General features: G+C 61.5%; 11 protein-coding genes. 2 read left to right on the top strand and 9 right to left on the bottom strand.

Annotated elements, in window-relative coordinates; translation table 11 throughout:
- Positions 1 to 85: 85 nt before the first annotated feature.
- A complete protein-coding gene (locus tag B0G73_RS14060) occupies positions 86 to 631 on the top strand; it encodes a hypothetical protein (RefSeq protein WP_106281660.1) in 546 nt (181 codons plus the stop codon).
- Between the two features lie 115 nt (positions 632 to 746).
- On the opposite strand, the gene B0G73_RS14055 is transcribed toward B0G73_RS14060, so the two are convergent.
- Positions 747 to 3,113 (bottom strand): GNAT family N-acetyltransferase, encoded by a 2,367-nt coding sequence (locus B0G73_RS14055; protein ID WP_106281659.1) that lies wholly within the window; start codon positions 3,111 to 3,113, stop codon positions 747 to 749.
- 390 nt (positions 3,114 to 3,503) lie between these two features.
- Here B0G73_RS14055 and B0G73_RS14050 point away from each other — a divergent pair, with 390 nt between their 5' ends.
- Positions 3,504 to 4,373 carry a LysR substrate-binding domain-containing protein gene (locus B0G73_RS14050; RefSeq protein WP_106281657.1) on the top strand — a complete coding sequence of 290 codons (870 nt, stop codon included), beginning with the start codon at positions 3,504 to 3,506 and terminating at the stop codon, positions 4,371 to 4,373.
- A 123-nt stretch (positions 4,374 to 4,496) separates the two neighbouring features.
- On the opposite strand, the gene B0G73_RS14045 is transcribed toward B0G73_RS14050, so the two are convergent.
- The 8 genes from B0G73_RS14045 to B0G73_RS14010 all read right to left on the bottom strand — a co-directional run bounded on the left by B0G73_RS14045 (position 4,497) and on the right by B0G73_RS14010 (position 14,778).
- Positions 4,497 to 6,098 carry a peptide chain release factor 3 gene (locus B0G73_RS14045; protein WP_106281655.1) on the bottom strand — a complete coding sequence of 534 codons (1,602 nt, stop codon included), beginning with the start codon at positions 6,096 to 6,098 and terminating at the stop codon, positions 4,497 to 4,499.
- Between the two features lie 187 nt (positions 6,099 to 6,285).
- Complete coding sequence (locus B0G73_RS40015) at positions 6,286 to 7,335, bottom strand: fimbrial protein (protein ID WP_146144177.1); 1,050 nt, start codon at positions 7,333 to 7,335, stop codon at positions 6,286 to 6,288.
- Between the two features lie 213 nt (positions 7,336 to 7,548).
- Complete coding sequence (locus B0G73_RS41765; RefSeq protein ID WP_308706142.1) at positions 7,549 to 9,132, bottom strand: fimbria/pilus outer membrane usher protein; 1,584 nt, start codon at positions 9,130 to 9,132, stop codon at positions 7,549 to 7,551.
- Positions 9,096 to 10,160, bottom strand: coding sequence for a fimbria/pilus outer membrane usher protein (locus B0G73_RS41760; protein WP_308706136.1), 1,065 nt, complete (start codon positions 10,158 to 10,160; stop codon positions 9,096 to 9,098). The genes B0G73_RS41765 and B0G73_RS41760 overlap by 37 nt, the downstream gene beginning before the upstream one ends.
- A gap of 226 nt (positions 10,161 to 10,386) precedes the next feature.
- On the bottom strand, positions 10,387 to 11,130 hold the full coding sequence (locus B0G73_RS14030; RefSeq protein ID WP_106281652.1) for a fimbria/pilus periplasmic chaperone: 744 nt from the start codon (positions 11,128 to 11,130) through the stop codon (positions 10,387 to 10,389).
- A gap of 90 nt (positions 11,131 to 11,220) precedes the next feature.
- Entirely contained in the window at positions 11,221 to 11,790 is a 570-nt protein-coding gene (locus B0G73_RS14025) for a fimbrial protein (RefSeq protein ID WP_106281650.1), read from the bottom strand.
- An 847-nt stretch (positions 11,791 to 12,637) separates the two neighbouring features.
- Entirely contained in the window at positions 12,638 to 13,618 is a 981-nt protein-coding gene (locus B0G73_RS14015) for a fimbrial protein (protein WP_146144176.1), read from the bottom strand.
- Positions 13,619 to 13,626: 8 nt separating this feature from the next.
- Entirely contained in the window at positions 13,627 to 14,778 is a 1,152-nt protein-coding gene (locus B0G73_RS14010) for a fimbrial protein (RefSeq protein ID WP_106281645.1), read from the bottom strand.
- Positions 14,779 to 14,937: the final 159 nt, after the last annotated feature.

The following is a 14,937-nucleotide window of genomic DNA, read 5'->3' as shown; positions in this document are numbered from 1 at the left end:
GGCCGCTCGCGCACATGGTTTAGAATGGCGACCCTCTCAAAAATCACGCCGCATGGGTTCGCTCATGCGCGCTCATCGATAAGCAATGGCGAAACTTCTGACCGATTCCGAATTCCAGCGTTTTTCCGAACTCCAGCAGAAGCAGTCGAGCTTCACGATCACGCCTGAAGAAGCCGACGAACTGCGCGACATCGTCGCTCATGCGCAAAAGCGCCGCGACGACCGCGCGGCGGCGATGCAAAGCATCGAGACGTTCATTCAGCAATTCGACATCAGCCCGGACGAGCTGTTTTCGCCGGAGCAGATCGGCGAAGCCGCGCGCACGTACGGCCTGATTCCGGCCGCGAAGAAAGAGCGCGTGCTGCCGCCGCAATTCACGTTCAACGGTAAGCCGTATCAGTGGACGACGCGCGCGCTGCCGGACGATATTCGAGTGCCGTTGTTCGATGCGTTCAAGGCGGGTGAATCGGTGAAATCGTTTATCGCGACGCCGAAGGATGCGAGTCGCTGCGCGGCGACGATTGCGCGTTTGGAGCGTGAGACCGGGGCGGTTTATGGCGATGCGTGGTTGGAGGAGTTGGCGGTGACGCGGTCGCAGGTTGATGAGGCGGCGGCGAAGCTGGCGGCCTGAGGTTTCTCCGGTTCTTCTCGCGGCGCGAGGCCTTCAGCAGCTCTCGTCACTTTGATCACCGTCTCGAATGCATTGGATGCGGTGATCGTTCAACTCAGCACTTTGGGCACGCCGCCTAAGCGCTTGCCTCTGCCACCTCATCCAGCGCCATCCTGAACCCCACCACACCCGGATCCTCCGTCCGCGTGATCGTAAAACCGCTGGCCTTGGCGAGCCCGATCATCGGGGCATTCTCGCGCAGCGCCTCGCCAACCAGCCAATGAATGCCGCGCGCTCGCGCATATTTGATGATCCGGTCCATCAGCAATTGCCCAAGGCGCCGGCCTTTCTGATCCGAGCGCACCGCCACCGCGAATTCGGCGGTTTCGTTGTCGGGATCGGCGACAGCACGCACCACACCAAGCGTCCGCGTGAAACCTTCGTCGCTCTGCACGGTGGCGATCAGCGCCATTTCGCGGTCGTAGTCGATCTGCGTCATGCGCGCCAGCTGCGAATGGTCGAAGCTGCCCACGGCGCCGAAAAATCGCAAACGCAAATCCTCGGGCGTCATTGCTTCAACGAAGTCATGATGCGCGGCCTCGTCTTCCGGACGGATGGGCCGGACCGTCACTCGCACTCCTTGCCAATCCAGCGTTTCTTCGAAACGGCGCGGATACGGCACGATCGCGAGGCGGCTGCGTGTCGGCGCCAGGTTCAGCGTGGGCTCGACGATCATCACGTGATCGCGGTACACCCTGAGCGTCAGCGAGAGACCGACAAGCTCCTTGACGTCGCACACGGCTTGCGAGAGCGACGTCAGCGCGGCCAGCGCCGGTTCCGGCGCAACCAGCCGCGCGTACGGCGAACGCGTAACGATGTCGCGCGCGAGCATTGGGTTGAGCGGCGGCAACCCGTAGACGCACAACGGTTCGGACACGCCGTCGGCCGATGGCGTCGTGAAGCGCAAGACAGGGCCGAAGTTGCCGTCGTCGTAGAGTTCGACAGCGATGTCGACGACGGGTTTGGTGGACGAGTCCGTTTCCACCTGCAATCCGAACCGCCCCAGAAACCGCGCCGCCCCTTCGCCGGTTAGTTGGTGCTCACCTGCTGCAAGTGCCTCGCGCGCCTGAGCCTGAGCGGCGTCAATGCATTCGGGAATTTGCGCCGGCAAACCCTCCGGCGTTTGCATCAGCAGTTCGCGCCCCGTGCGGTAATCGACCAGCCGCGCGAAGGCGCGCGCGAGGCGTTGCGGCGTCGTATGAACCGGGATGCCCTGCGCGTGCAGCGCGTCGCGCGTGGCGGCATCCACGCCGCCGAAGAAACACGCGAGCAAGCCGCGATACGCCAAGCGATGATTCGCGATCAGGGCCTGCGCCACTTCGCCGACCGGCGCGCCGTGCGTCGACGCGTGGACCACGAAGGCCGTGCCGGTGCTGCGATGATCCGCGAGCAGCTTGAGCGCGGTGCCGAAGTGCTCAGGACGCGCGTCGTCGCCGAGTTGCAGCGGGTTGCCGCCGACCGCGTACGGCAAGGTCTGCTTCAACGCCTCCGATGCCTCATCGGGCCACGGCGCAAGGGTATCGCCGGCTGCGGCGAAGGCGTCGCGAGCCAACGTGGCCAGGCCGCGGTCGCTCGTAATCAGCGTGGCCGTGGCGCCCGCCGCCACGCGGCCCACGCCGAGGGTCTCGATCTCGTCGAGCAGGTCGTCGAGCGCGTCGACGCGCACCATGCCGGCGCGGCGGAACGCGGCGGTGTAGAGCGCGTCGGCGGGATCGGCGTGGCCGGAGCGCAGCGCCAGCACCGGCTTGTTGCGCGCCGCCGCGCGGGCTGCGGACATGAACTTGCGCGCCGCCCGCACGCTATCCAGTTCGAGCAGGATGGCGCGCGTGCCGGGGTCGCTGGCCAGATAGTCGAGCACGTCGCCTGCGTCCACGTCCGCCTCGCCGCCGAGCGCCACCGCGTGCGAGAAGCCGAGGCCGCGCGCGTGCGCCCAGCCGAGCACGGCGTTGGTCAGCGCGTTCGACTGCGACACCCACGCGACGCCGCCCGCCTTCACCGTGCACGACGGCGCGCCCAGATGCGCGCGCAGCGCCGGCGACACCACGCCGAGACTACCCGGCCCGACAATCCGCAGCAGATTCGGCCGCGCCGCCGAAAGCGCGTGCCGCAGCGCGAGCCGGTCCTCATCGCACCGCACCTCGCCGACGATAATCGCCGCGCGCGTGCCCAATCCGCCGAGCTTATGGATGATGCCGGGCCATGTCGCCGGTGGCGTGCAGATCAGCGCGACCGTTGGCGCTTCCGGCAGATCGCCCGGATCGTGGATCACGGCGTGGCCGCCGAGCCGTTCGTACTTCGGATTGACCGGCCAGAGCGGGCCGTCGAAGCCCCCGTCCAGCACGCGCGTCCACACCATCGCGCCGGTGCTACCGGGCCGCTCCGAGGCGCCGATCACGGCGACGGATTTGGGTCGAAACAAGGCGTCGAGATTGCGAACGGTCACAGGCGCTCCGGGGCAGGTAAGCGAGCCGGCTCCGTGGCCAGGCACGCGTCTTCGTCAGCATAGGCGAAGTTGAGCGTTCGCGCGGCGCTTCTCCTTCAGCGCCCGGCCGGCAGCCGATCGCGGCCGGCAGTCCAAGGCGCACCGGGGATTTTTGTTATCGAGATCAAACAAACAACGAGCGCCAATGCGACAATCTTCCAGCCGCCAGAATGGCGGTTTGCCTTGAAAAATTGCTGGCCGATGGCGGTTCGAATCGCGTGCGCCGGAGACGCGCCAAAAGTGATTCGTTTGGGGACAACGCACGGCTAATGGTGCAGCACAACTACAGTTCGCAGCCCGACCCTCTCGCCGGCCGGATCGCGCACGATTAAAAGTAACAGAAGGTGATTTATGCGGCGCTTGCCATCGCTGATCGCGTTGCGCTTCTTCGAAGAGACGGCCCGGCACATGAGCTTTAACCGCGCCGCCATTGCGCTGTGCGTGACCCAAGGCGCCGTGAGCCGGCAAATCAAGCTGCTCGAAGAATCGCTGGGCGCGAAACTGTTCGAGCGCGACCACAAGGGCATTCGTCTGACGCAAGCGGGCCTGCAATTGCTGCCCTGCCTGTCCGAAGCCTTCGATACGATCGAGCGCGGCTTTCGTCAAATCACGGCAGCCAAAGGGCGACGGCGCCTCGTGCTCGCTCTGCCGCCCACTTTCGCCACGCAATGGTTTTCGCCGCGGCTGGGTTCGCTCGCGGTGGAATTACCCGACGTCGAACTGTCCGTTCGTACCGAGGCGAACGGCGACCTTCACTGCCAGATTCGCTTCGGCCGCCAGGCGCTGCCGGACGCGCACTCCGAATTGCTGATGATGGAGCGCCACGTGCTCGTGGGCGCGCCGCGCCTGCTCGGCCAACCGCTCGACGCGCTGCTCGAACGCATGCCGGCGCTCCATGTGCTGCACAACGACGCCCGGCTCGAATTGTGGCCGAACTGGCTGGCCAAGGCGGGCATGCCCGCGCGTTACGCGGACAATGGCATCGAGTTCTCGACGCTGGAACAGGCGATTCGCGCGGCGAGTAAGGGCGCGGGGCTGGCGATCGTCGACCGGAACATGATCGTCGAGGAACTGGCGGACGGCAGTCTCGCGCAGTTTTCCGACGTCGAGGTGAGCGGGCCGTTTGGTTACTGGCTCGATATTCCCCAGCGGCATGTCGGGCTGGAACATGTGCAGGCGCTGGCCGGGTGGATGCGGGAAGAGGTGTTGAAGCTGGGGTGAGCGTTGATGCTCCTGGCGGCAAAGGCACGGGCGTTAATGCAGAAGGCCCCGTTTTTGACGGGGCCTTCCGATTTGCGTTGCGTTGCCTTGATTTGTTTTTCGGTCGAAACCAGTGCGGCGAACTTACATCGCCTTTTTGAACGGCGCGCCCGAGTGCTCGCGCAACTCGTTGAACACGATCTTCGGCCACGCCTTCTGCGCGACTTCGATCTCCGACACGTGCGAAGCCAGATACGTCGGTGCGTCGGAAGCGTCGAGCGCGATGCGCGCCGCGTACGAATCGGTGAAGCGGCGCAGTTCGGCTGCGTCGTCGCAAGTTACCCAGCGTGACATGCGGTAGCGCGCCGGGGCCATGCGCACGTCGACCTTGTATTCCGTCGACAAACGGTGCGACACCACTTCGAACTGCAGTTGACCGACCGCGCCGAGAATCATGAGGCCGCCCACTTCAGGACGGAACACCTGGATCGCGCCTTCTTCGCCGAGTTGCTTGAGCGCCTCGCCGAGCTGCTTGGCGCGCATCGGATCGACCACTTCGACGGTCTGGAAAATTTCCGGCGCGAAAAACGGCAGGCCGACGAATTGCAACTGCTCGCCTTCGGTCAGCGTATCGCCGAGACTCAGCGTGCCATGATTCGGAATACCGATGATGTCGCCCGGATACGCCTCGCTCACCGTCTCACGACGTTGCGACAGGAACGTCACCACGTTATTGGCACGGAAAGTCTTGTTCGTGCGCGTCACCTTCACGGCCATGCCGCGTTCGAAATGCCCCGAACACACGCGGATAAACGCCACGCGGTCGCGGTGCGCCAGATCCATGTTCGCCTGCACCTTGAACACGACGCCGGTGAATTTCGGCTCGTCCGGCATGACCGGACGCTGCACGGTCATGCGCATGGACGGCGGCGGCGCCAGGTCGACCAGCGCGTCGAGAATTTCCTTCACGCCGAAGTTGTTGATCGCCGAGCCGAACAGCACCGGCGATTGCTGACCGGCAAGGAACTGCTCGCGATGGAAATCAGGCGACGCGCCGGAGATCAGATCGATCTCTTCCTTCGCCTTGATCCAGGCGTGGCCGAAGCGGCGCTCGCCTTCTTCGTCGCTCGGCGCTTGCAGCGTTTCCACTTCGCCGCCGGCCTTATCCTGTCCCGCGCGGAAAATGCGCACCTGATCGCGCTGAATATCGTAGACGCCCTGGAAGTCCTTGCCCATGCCGATCGGCCACGTGAACGGCACGGCGGCGACGCCCAGATGCTGCTCGATTTCGTCGAGCAGTTCGAGCGGCTCGCGCACTTCGCGGTCGAGCTTGTTGATGAAGGTGACGATCGGCGTCTTGCGGCTGCGGCAGACTTCGAGCAGCTTGAGCGTTTGCGCTTCGACGCCGTTCGCGCCGTCGATCACCATGACGGCGGCGTCGACCGCGGTCAGCACGCGGTACGTATCTTCGGAGAAGTCTTCGTGGCCCGGCGTGTCGAGCAGGTTGATGACGGCGTCGCCGTACTCGAACTGCATCACCGAGCTCGCCACCGAAATGCCCCGCTGCTTTTCGATTTCCATCCAGTCGGACGTTGCGTAGCGGTTGCTCTTGCGGCCCTTCACGGTGCCGGCGATCTGGATCGCGCCCGAGAACAGCAGGAGCTTTTCCGTGAGCGTGGTCTTACCCGCGTCCGGGTGGGAAATGACCGCGAACGTGCGGCGGCGTTTGAGTTCGGAGACTGACATCGGTTGCTGAAAAAGGCCGTGGCAAACACTCGCGTTCTGGGAACACCCTGATCGCCGCTTGCCGAATTATTGGGGTAGGACGGGGGCGTCGCAGCCGGCAAAACCCCAAGGAAGTGGCGATGATACACGTCATTCGACACAAGTATTAAAAGCAAATATTCGCCCGGATGTCCGTAACAACGCCGAGCTACTGATATGACATCGTAAAAGTAGCCACGCCGCCCACAGTCCCCGCACTCACAGGCGTACTTGTCTTGATGTAGCGGACTGTCAGCGGGATGTTCATTGAACCACCACTTGCCGTACCGACAAACCACTGGTTGAGATTGCCGGCAGCCGCAGAATCAACACCGAAATTTACAGGGATTCCGCCGCTCAGGATCTGCAATCCAACACCTTGAGCACTTGATCCCGGCTTGAGCGACAGGATGCTTGACGTGTTGGTAGGCGATGTGTTGTCTGTTAGCGTTATGTACACCCTTGCGTTCGACGCGCCGCAGTTAAGGCTGATTGAAACGGGCTGCGAACCGGCCGTTGAGCCAACGTTTTGGAAAGCGCTCGGACTGACGGTCGGCAATGTCACGGCCAAAGCTTGGGTGGCCACACTACAGGTGGAGGCCGTGACGCTGGCAGACGTTACTCTAAGATTTGCCACGGTCAACGAGCCGAGCTTGAACGTGCCAACCAACGCGCCGCTGATCGTGCCGGTAGCTACCTGGCCGGTAATCACCACTTGAACGCCCAACATCGTTCCGCCCCACGTCCACTGTCCATTGTAGATTTCCTGACTACCGGCTCCCCAGAAGCGTCTCGCGCCGCCGTATTCGTCAAAAAATTGTATGCCGATACCAGGTACGTTGGTCGCAAACGTATAGGGATTGGCGGACACCTGCGCACCACCGGTGACAGTGCGATTAGCCGGTACATTTCCCGAACATGTCGCAAAGTTAGCGCTCGGCGGATTTGCGGGCTGGACAGGGGCCGCATAAACGACGGTGCCGACGGCGGCGTCACGCGAGATACTCAGGGTTGGAATATTAAACGTGTAATTTTCGGTGGTCTCGCCGTTCAACCACGAGCAGTCGGCTTTCGCCTCTGATGCGCACATGCCTGACAGAAGCAACGCCCAGGCGGTCGCAATCGTCAGTGACCTCAAATGTCGACTCATAAAGCCAGTCACCGCAGATGTTCTAACCGAACCGGTTCTGGTAGCTTCTAAATGACGGACAGTTTGCATCGCACGCCTCCTTCAAGCGAGTTCCTGATAATTTGCCACTGCCGACGGGTACCGCTCCTGCATTCTAGCCACCATATAGCCCCACTTCGGTCAGAATTGACCTCATCCTCTCGCGGACCCATCGAGCGACACTGCGAATGCCTGGCATGCATAGTAGATGCCCCTCTTACTGGTCCCACCTCAGGATCAACTGCTATTAACCTCTTGCGTCTGTTAGTCTGTCGCGACCGAAAGACAGTGGCTTTCTACCGACGCATATGCTGCATCCGTTCTGGCTGCCGACTTCGGCAACATGTACTCAATCCGGCACTCGCGTCCCGCCACTTCGTCCAGCTTGACAGTCAACGTCCCCTTATCCTCAAGGCCGCGCGCAAAAATCCGGCTATCCTGCGCAACCACACCGACATGATTGCCATTGCCATCAAGCACATCCGCGCCGAACGGCAATACTTCACCACCCAGCCGCGGCGCGCGAATCAGCGCCGCCCGCCCCGTCACCGTCTTGTACTTCAGCATCACAACCGACCCCAGCCGCGGCACCGCATGCTCGGACGTCGACTGGAACTCCACATCGGTCGATGAGCCCTTCGGATCGATATCCACCGTATTCATGCCATACGGCGTCAGGTACGGCACCACGGCATAGCCACGACGATCGACCTTCACCCCCGTCGCGCTCGACACCGTCGCGCCCGCCGCACCCGGCGCTTCGACGATGCCGAACGTATCGCCGACCGTCTGCGAGAACGTCACGCCGCCCGGGTGCGCGACGATCGAGCCGCTCACGCCTGCCGACACCTGCGCCGAGTTGGCTCCCGCGCTCGCCGACGCCGTCATCTGCGCATAAGGCGCGCGATACACGCCGCTCACACCGCCGTTCACATTCGCCCCCGACGACGAACCCTGCCCAGCCGTCCCATACGCGTTGTACGAGTACTGGTTGTGGTCGCCCGCCGATCCGCTGATATTCGCCTGCATCGTGGCTGCGCCGTTACCCGCGTTCAGGTTCGTCGTCAGCACCGGTGCGTGCGGCGTGTGGCCAAGCGGAATCGTCGTGCTGAGCATGATCTCGTTCGACAACGTGCCGTCCGAGTTGCGCGTGCGGCCCGCCGTCACGCTGTATGTGCCGAACTTGAAGCCGTTCGAATAGCCGGCCTGATAGAACACATCGCTGCCGGGCCGGTTCCAGTAATGCTGCGACGACGCCGTCAAAAACACCGAACCGTGGTTATTGCTCAGGCTCTGATTCACCGTCAATTGCAGGCGGCCGCGTTGGCGGTCGGCTGCGTTCGCGTTACGGCCGTGCTCCGCGAGGTCGCGCAATGAAGCGGCGTCCGCGAAGTTCAAGTAGCCCGAGTCGGAAAAGCGGTAAGCGCCCAGCGCGATATTCGTCGAAGTCGGATCGATGAATTTACTGTAGCCGATATGCAAACTATTGCCATGCAGCGATTCGTGGCCGGGCACGTCGGTGCGCGCGGCCGTGATATCGGTGGCGATCGCGCCGTACTTCGTGTTGAATGCCGCACCCATGTTGGCGGCCATGTATCCACTCGATGCAATTGCGCCACCATACAGCGTGACCAGATTGGTCAGGCCGCGCTGCATCGTGAACTGGGTGAAAGCAGGTTTCGTTTGCAATGACTCGTCGCGCAACTGGCCGGCCGTCACCGCAAAACGCGTCGTGCCCGGCCGCAGCGACTGTGCCACCGCTGCGTAGGGCACGGTGAAGCTCTTCGTGCGGCCGTCCGCCTCGGTGACGGTCACATCGAGATTGCCGCCATAGCCGGTTGCGTACAGATCCTTGATCTCGAACGGACCCGGGGCGACACGCTCGTCTCGTAGATCACCTGACCGTTCTGCCGCACCGTCACGCGCGCATTGCTATCCGCCGTGCCGCGTACGATCGGCGCGTAACCGCGCAGCGATTCCGGCAACATGCGGTCATCGGTTGCGATCTGGGCGCCGCGAAACGACACGCTGTCGAATACGTCACCCGTCGTTTGCGCATCGCCGAGCGTCACCTGCGAGCGCAGCTTCGCGACATCGTGTTGCACGTAAGTGGCGATGTTGTCGAACTGCGTCGCCTGACCCGTCGCCGCCGATACTGACGACTGGTGACGGAAGTGCCACGCGCCGATGTTCACGCCGGCGTTCAGGCCGAGATACTCCTGCGTCGAATGCGTGCCGTTGCTGTTCGACTGATAGGCGTTCGCGTTGTAGCTGAGAAAGCCCGCGTTCACGCCGTTCTCCCATAGCTCGGGCGACACATAACCGCGTGCCGAGTTGCGCATGTATTTCTGCGGGACGGTGATCGCGAGCTTCTGCTCGCTGAAGTCGAACTCGATACTCGCCTCAGGGACGGTCGCCGCAACGTCGATGCAATCGCTCGCCGTGGACTTCGTGGCGCCGTCCTTGTGCTCGGCGTCAACCTTCGCGAAATCGATGCCATAGCCTTCGAGCGTCTTGCGATCGAAGCACGCACGCGCGCTCTCGCCATCTCGCGCCGCGACGAAGCGCACGTTGTCGTGGGCAACGCGCACGTCGTTGATCAACACGTCGACGGAATACACGCCGGGCGACACGATGTTGCCGCGCGCAAAGCGCGAGACATCGACGGTCTGTTTCGCGTCGGTCTGCAGGAACGTCGTGTCGAACGTGACGGCACTGGATGCTTGAGTTGCATCCTTCGCGCTGGCACTTTCCTGCGCCATATAACCCAACGCCGCAAAGACCGACAGCACGACGGCAGTGACCGGCTTGAGACCGAACGAACCGTGATCGTCGTTGAAGTGAGAATTCGATTGGATTTGACGCGAGGATTTCATGTCCGTAACACCGCTTGCAGAAAACTTCGGCCTCTTGATGAGGTACAAGTCGATGTTATGGATTTACGAGATAGGAATCCCTAGGACGGCTCTGAATTACGAGATAAGGAAATGAGGCCGCGCGCGTTGACGCGTATCGCGGCTTGCGCGATAGGGAGAAGCTCGAACTGGAAAGGGATCGGGCAGCGTGAAGCTGCCCTGGAAGGACACGAGGGCAAGCCTCGCGTTATTGGCTCAGCGTCGCATCGCCCTCAATCGGGCCGCCGAAGTCGCTGATAGCAACGTAGTGCACTTTGGCGCTGGCCTGCACGCCGGCCATCTGCGGCACGGGAATGATCTGCGTGCCGTGCGGCGCGACCATGCCGCCATTGTCGTTCTTGTAGGTGTGACCATCGGCCGTTACGTCGATCGCGCTGAACGACACGTAGTAAGCGCCCGGATTGGACACCGCTAGCGCCTGCCCTTTGCCGACCGGCGCGGGGACGACCTTCCAGTCGAGTTGACGCGGCGCCTCCTCGGGCCGGCCTGGCAGCTTCGGCGGTCGCACGAAGACCTTGATCCGCGTGCGGAATGCGAACTGGAGCGTATTGGCATCAGCGGTGTGCGCGGCTTTGGGCGGAATATCCAGAACGTTCAGCCAATAGATGGACTCACGGTCCTGCGGCAAGGCTTCGCCGCTGTACATCACTCGCAACGTCTGCGACTTCTGCGGGTCCATCCGGAAGATAGGCGGCGTGATCACGAACGGCACCTTGGACTCGCCGGGCTTCGCGTCGGCGTTGCCGTCGTCCATCCACACCTGCACGAGCGACGGGTTGCGGCTATCGTTGTCAAGCTTGACCGTCACTTCCCGCTGATCCAACGGATACACGACCCGCGTGCCGCCGATCGTTACGCTCGCGTGCGCCGCGCCCGCGAACAACGCGCTAACAAGACCCGCCACTGTCATCCATCGACGTATCGTTTTCATCACCGTTCCTTTTCAAGCTTGACGACGACTAATCTTAAAACTAGTCCATAAAAATGACGTTTGCCGCAACAAACGCCGTTTCTTTGCTACTTATTGATATTGCATCGTGTACTGGACCGACGACGTCACCGAGCCTGGTTGCGCCTTGCCGGTTGCAAAGTACTGAGCGAAGTAGTTCACCGTAGAGCTGCCTGCCGAGATGGGTGCTCCGTTGGCACTGATGTCGTTGTTGGCGCCGGTGAGGATGTTGATCGGTTGCATGTTCGCATTCAGCAAGCGGATTTCGACGTTCTGTGACGGGGTGATCGTCGACTGGTTCACCAGATAACCGCTCGCCTGATCGACCGTCGGACCGTTTTCAAAGCGCGCGACAGCCTTGGTTGCAGCACCGGAACAGCCAGTCAACTTCATCTGGATGGCGCCGGCGCTAGTCGTGCCGGCTGTTGCGTTTGCCGATGCCAACGCACCTGCCGGAACCGGCGGCAACGTGACGGCGATATCGGCTGGGTTACCGGAGGACACGCCGTTGATCGAGCAGGTCGTGTCGGAGACGCTGCCGGTGAACGTGATCGTGCCGTCCGCGGCATGGGCCTTCATCGACAGCATGGCGACTGCGCCGACAGCAACCACGAAAAGTCCGGAAATAAAACGTTGTTTCATTTAATGCTCCTGAGATTCAATTCATTGAAGGTTTCGAAATCAGCGGTCACTTCGTGTCGTCACGTCGAACCGCTGCGGTTATCGTTGCTTTCGCTTGACTCCGTGTTTGCATCCACTGAAGCTTCGATCACCATGAATAGAATCTTAAAAAAGTGCGCTCTGGCAGTCGCTCAGACGAGTCTTAAATTATTGAGATACGGTTAATAACTCGACGCCGACGCTTTCCCATGCCTGGCATGGCTTCGCGGGGTTCACAAAGGTTTTTTTGCGACGAGTCACGCATGCTCAATTAAGAACAGTCCTAGACTCCTAGGCCTGAAAAAAAGCGTGGACGTTCAGCAGGAAAGATGCGGGAAATGGTGCCGAAGCCCGGGTGACGAGCAGGTTGCTCACGCCGTCGTCGTAGCGCCACCGGACGATTGAGACCAGCCGCATAGAGCCAACGAAGTCATTGATACGACAGGGTGAGCGTCGCCTTCGCATTCGCTGAACCGACGCTCACGTTCCCGGATCGGAAGCAACGTGCTGTGAGGGACGATCCACGATGCCGCCGTCTGTCTGGCCCGCGGTAACCGCGAACGGATTGGCATGTCCAGCCGCGGCGGAATCGGGTCCGAAGACGATAGCGTTCGCTGAGTAAAGAATCTGGTAACCGATGCCTTGTGCGGTCGAATCCGGCGTCAAGGCCAACGTCGAAATCGTGTTGCTAACCGACACGGTCGCGTAGACACGCAGGCCCGCATCACAACCGAGCCGCACGTTTAATGGAGTGTTGCCGGTTGCTGGCCGCCGGCATCGCGACCTGAACTAACGAATTGTCCGAATTCTCGGAGCCACTTCTTTGCACCTATTGATAACTCATCGTAAAGATAGCGGTCGCCCGAACCGTTCCGGCAACCACAGGCGCGCCCCCCAGCCGATAGTACTGTGAGAAAAACTGAAACGACATGTTACCTGTCGTGCTCGACGTAAGCGAAAGAGCGGCATCCAGCGCGAGCGGCGACTGCGACGCGTCCAGCAGTTGCACACCGATGCCCGTCGCCGAACCTGCGTTTGCCAAAACTGACGCGACGCCTGAATTGCCGGACGTCGAACTAAATGTCACTGCTACCTTAACCCCGGACTGGCAGTTGAGACCCAGAGAAAACGGTGTTTTGGCGTCGACCGAGCCGCCCGTCGGAAACGCCGCCGGACTGGTCGTCGCGAGCGGAATTGTCTGGTTAGCGCTTGCGGACGTCACCGAGCACGTGACACCTCGCACGGGCGTGTTGTTCGCGACCGACAGCGTGGCCGCGTCGTTGTTGAGTGTGGTGCCGGTCCTCAGGATGCCGCTGTTGTAGGACGCGCCCGTAATTGACCCGCCAGTGACTGGTCCCGTTTTGACAAGCTCAAACGTTCCCGAAACATTGAAGCTACCATCGGCGCCAGTGGTTCCGATCTGGGAATCGGTGGAGCAGGAGCCCGTTCCTACCATCGGCTTGCCGTTTGCATCGCGCATCCGCATACCGACTCCCGCAACGTTCGTCGGATAAACCCCCGTCATACCGGGCACTGCTGTGCCGCTGGCTGGGCACGCGACTATCGGTTGGTTGAAAAGCGAACTCGCCGAGCACTTTCCGATGAAGGTGAAGCTCTGAACCGTCCCTGGAATCACATCGCCCACGGCGGCTGAGTCGGAGACGGCTATCGAGCCATACGTGAATGTCGCAGGCAAGCCCGACGAGGTCGGGCACTCGGCATACGCATGCACCGACCACCCAGCCGCCAATGCCAATAAGACAAGGACGCGCATCAACCAATGGGGAGCAAAAATCTGTTTACGCATCATGTCCACCTTTACTGATAGGACATTGTAAAAGTAGCAACCGCGCCTACCGTCCCCGCACCGACAGGCATACTTGTCGCCATGTAGCGGACTATCAGCGGAATGTTCAATAGCCCAACACCTGCCGTACCGGCGAACGTCTGGTTGGGATTGCCCGCAACCGCAGAATCGGCACCAAAACTTACAGGATTCCCGCGGATTAGGATCTGCAATCCAACCCCCTGAGCACTTGACTCCGGCGTGAGCGACAGGATGCCTGACCGGTTGGTAGGCGAAGTGTTGTCTGTTAGCGTTACGAAGACCGCTGCGTTCGGCCCGGTACAGTCAAGGTCAATCGAAAAGACTTGCGCACCAGCCGTTGAACCAATTCCCAGGAAAGTCCTCGGACGGACGGTGGGGAGCGTCACGGGCAAAGTTTGCGTGACCACACTACAGGTGGAAGCCGCGACGCTGGCAGGCGTCACTCTAAGATTTGCCACGGTCAACGAGCCGAGCCGAAACGTCCCAACCAGCGCTCCGTCGATGGTGCCGGCAGCTACCGGGCCGGTAACTACCACCTCAACGCCCAACATCGCCCCGCTCCACCCCCACGATCCATTAAAGTATTCCTGATTGCCGGCTCCCCAATAGCTTTTTGAGCCGCCCGCGTCGTGAAAAAACCGCATGCCGATACCCGGCACATTGGTTGCAAACGTATAGGGATTGGATCTCACCTGCGCCCCGCCTGTGACTGTCCGATTAGCCGGCGTGTTTCCCGAACAGGTTGCAAAACTTTGAGTCGACGGAGACGCATACTGCTCACTGGTGTAAAGGACCCGGCCTTCGGCGGCGTCGCGCGAGACGGTCAGGGCAGGAATGTTAAACGTGTAATTTTCGGTGGTCTGACCGTTTAACCACGAACAGTCGGCCTTCGCCTCTGACATGCATAAGCTCGACACGAGCAACATCCACATGCTCGCAGCCGTCGGCGATTTCAAGTACCGGCTGACAAAGCCGGTTACCGGCGACTTTTTGGCCTGATCGCATCTCGTCGCTTCTGCAACCACGCCGACATGATTGCTGTTGGCATGCAGCGCCTCCGCGCCGGACGGCAGCGCTTCTCTGTCCGGGCACCGCACGCGAATCAGCGCCGCCCGTCCTGTCGCCGTCTTGTACTTCAGCATAGCCGCCGCCCCACACCGCGTTATTGCATGCTCGGGCGCCGACTCAAACTCAACGCCGGTTGATGAACCCTTCGGATCAGTACCCGACGTGTTCATGCCATGAGGCGTCAGATACGGCGCGAGCGCATCTGAATCTGCGCCGACAGCTCCATTTGTCGG

The organism is Paraburkholderia sp. BL25I1N1 (genome assembly GCF_003002025.1).
In the GTDB taxonomy this organism is placed as follows: Bacteria; Pseudomonadota; Gammaproteobacteria; order Burkholderiales; family Burkholderiaceae; genus Paraburkholderia.
The sequence above is the reverse complement of the archived record's forward strand: the minus strand, read 5'-3'. Positions and strand labels throughout refer to the sequence as shown.

Coding starts and splice junctions, on each gene's coding strand:
- B0G73_RS14015 (WP_146144176.1), bottom strand. CDS start 13,618: ATGATGCGTAAACAGATTTTTGCTCCCCATTGGTTGATGCGCGTCCTT.
- B0G73_RS14060 (WP_106281660.1), top strand. CDS start 86: ATGGCGAAACTTCTGACCGATTCCGAATTCCAGCGTTTTTCCGAACTC.
- B0G73_RS14045 (WP_106281655.1), bottom strand. CDS start 6,098: ATGTCAGTCTCCGAACTCAAACGCCGCCGCACGTTCGCGGTCATTTCC.
- B0G73_RS14030 (WP_106281652.1), bottom strand. CDS start 11,130: ATGAAAACGATACGTCGATGGATGACAGTGGCGGGTCTTGTTAGCGCG.
- B0G73_RS14010 (WP_106281645.1), bottom strand. CDS start 14,778: ATGCTGAAGTACAAGACGGCGACAGGACGGGCGGCGCTGATTCGCGTG.
- B0G73_RS41760 (WP_308706136.1), bottom strand. CDS start 10,160: ATGAAATCCTCGCGTCAAATCCAATCGAATTCTCACTTCAACGACGAT.
- B0G73_RS14025 (WP_106281650.1), bottom strand. CDS start 11,790: ATGAAACAACGTTTTATTTCCGGACTTTTCGTGGTTGCTGTCGGCGCA.
- B0G73_RS40015 (WP_146144177.1), bottom strand. CDS start 7,335: ATGCAAACTGTCCGTCATTTAGAAGCTACCAGAACCGGTTCGGTTAGA.
- B0G73_RS14050 (WP_106281657.1), top strand. CDS start 3,504: ATGCGGCGCTTGCCATCGCTGATCGCGTTGCGCTTCTTCGAAGAGACG.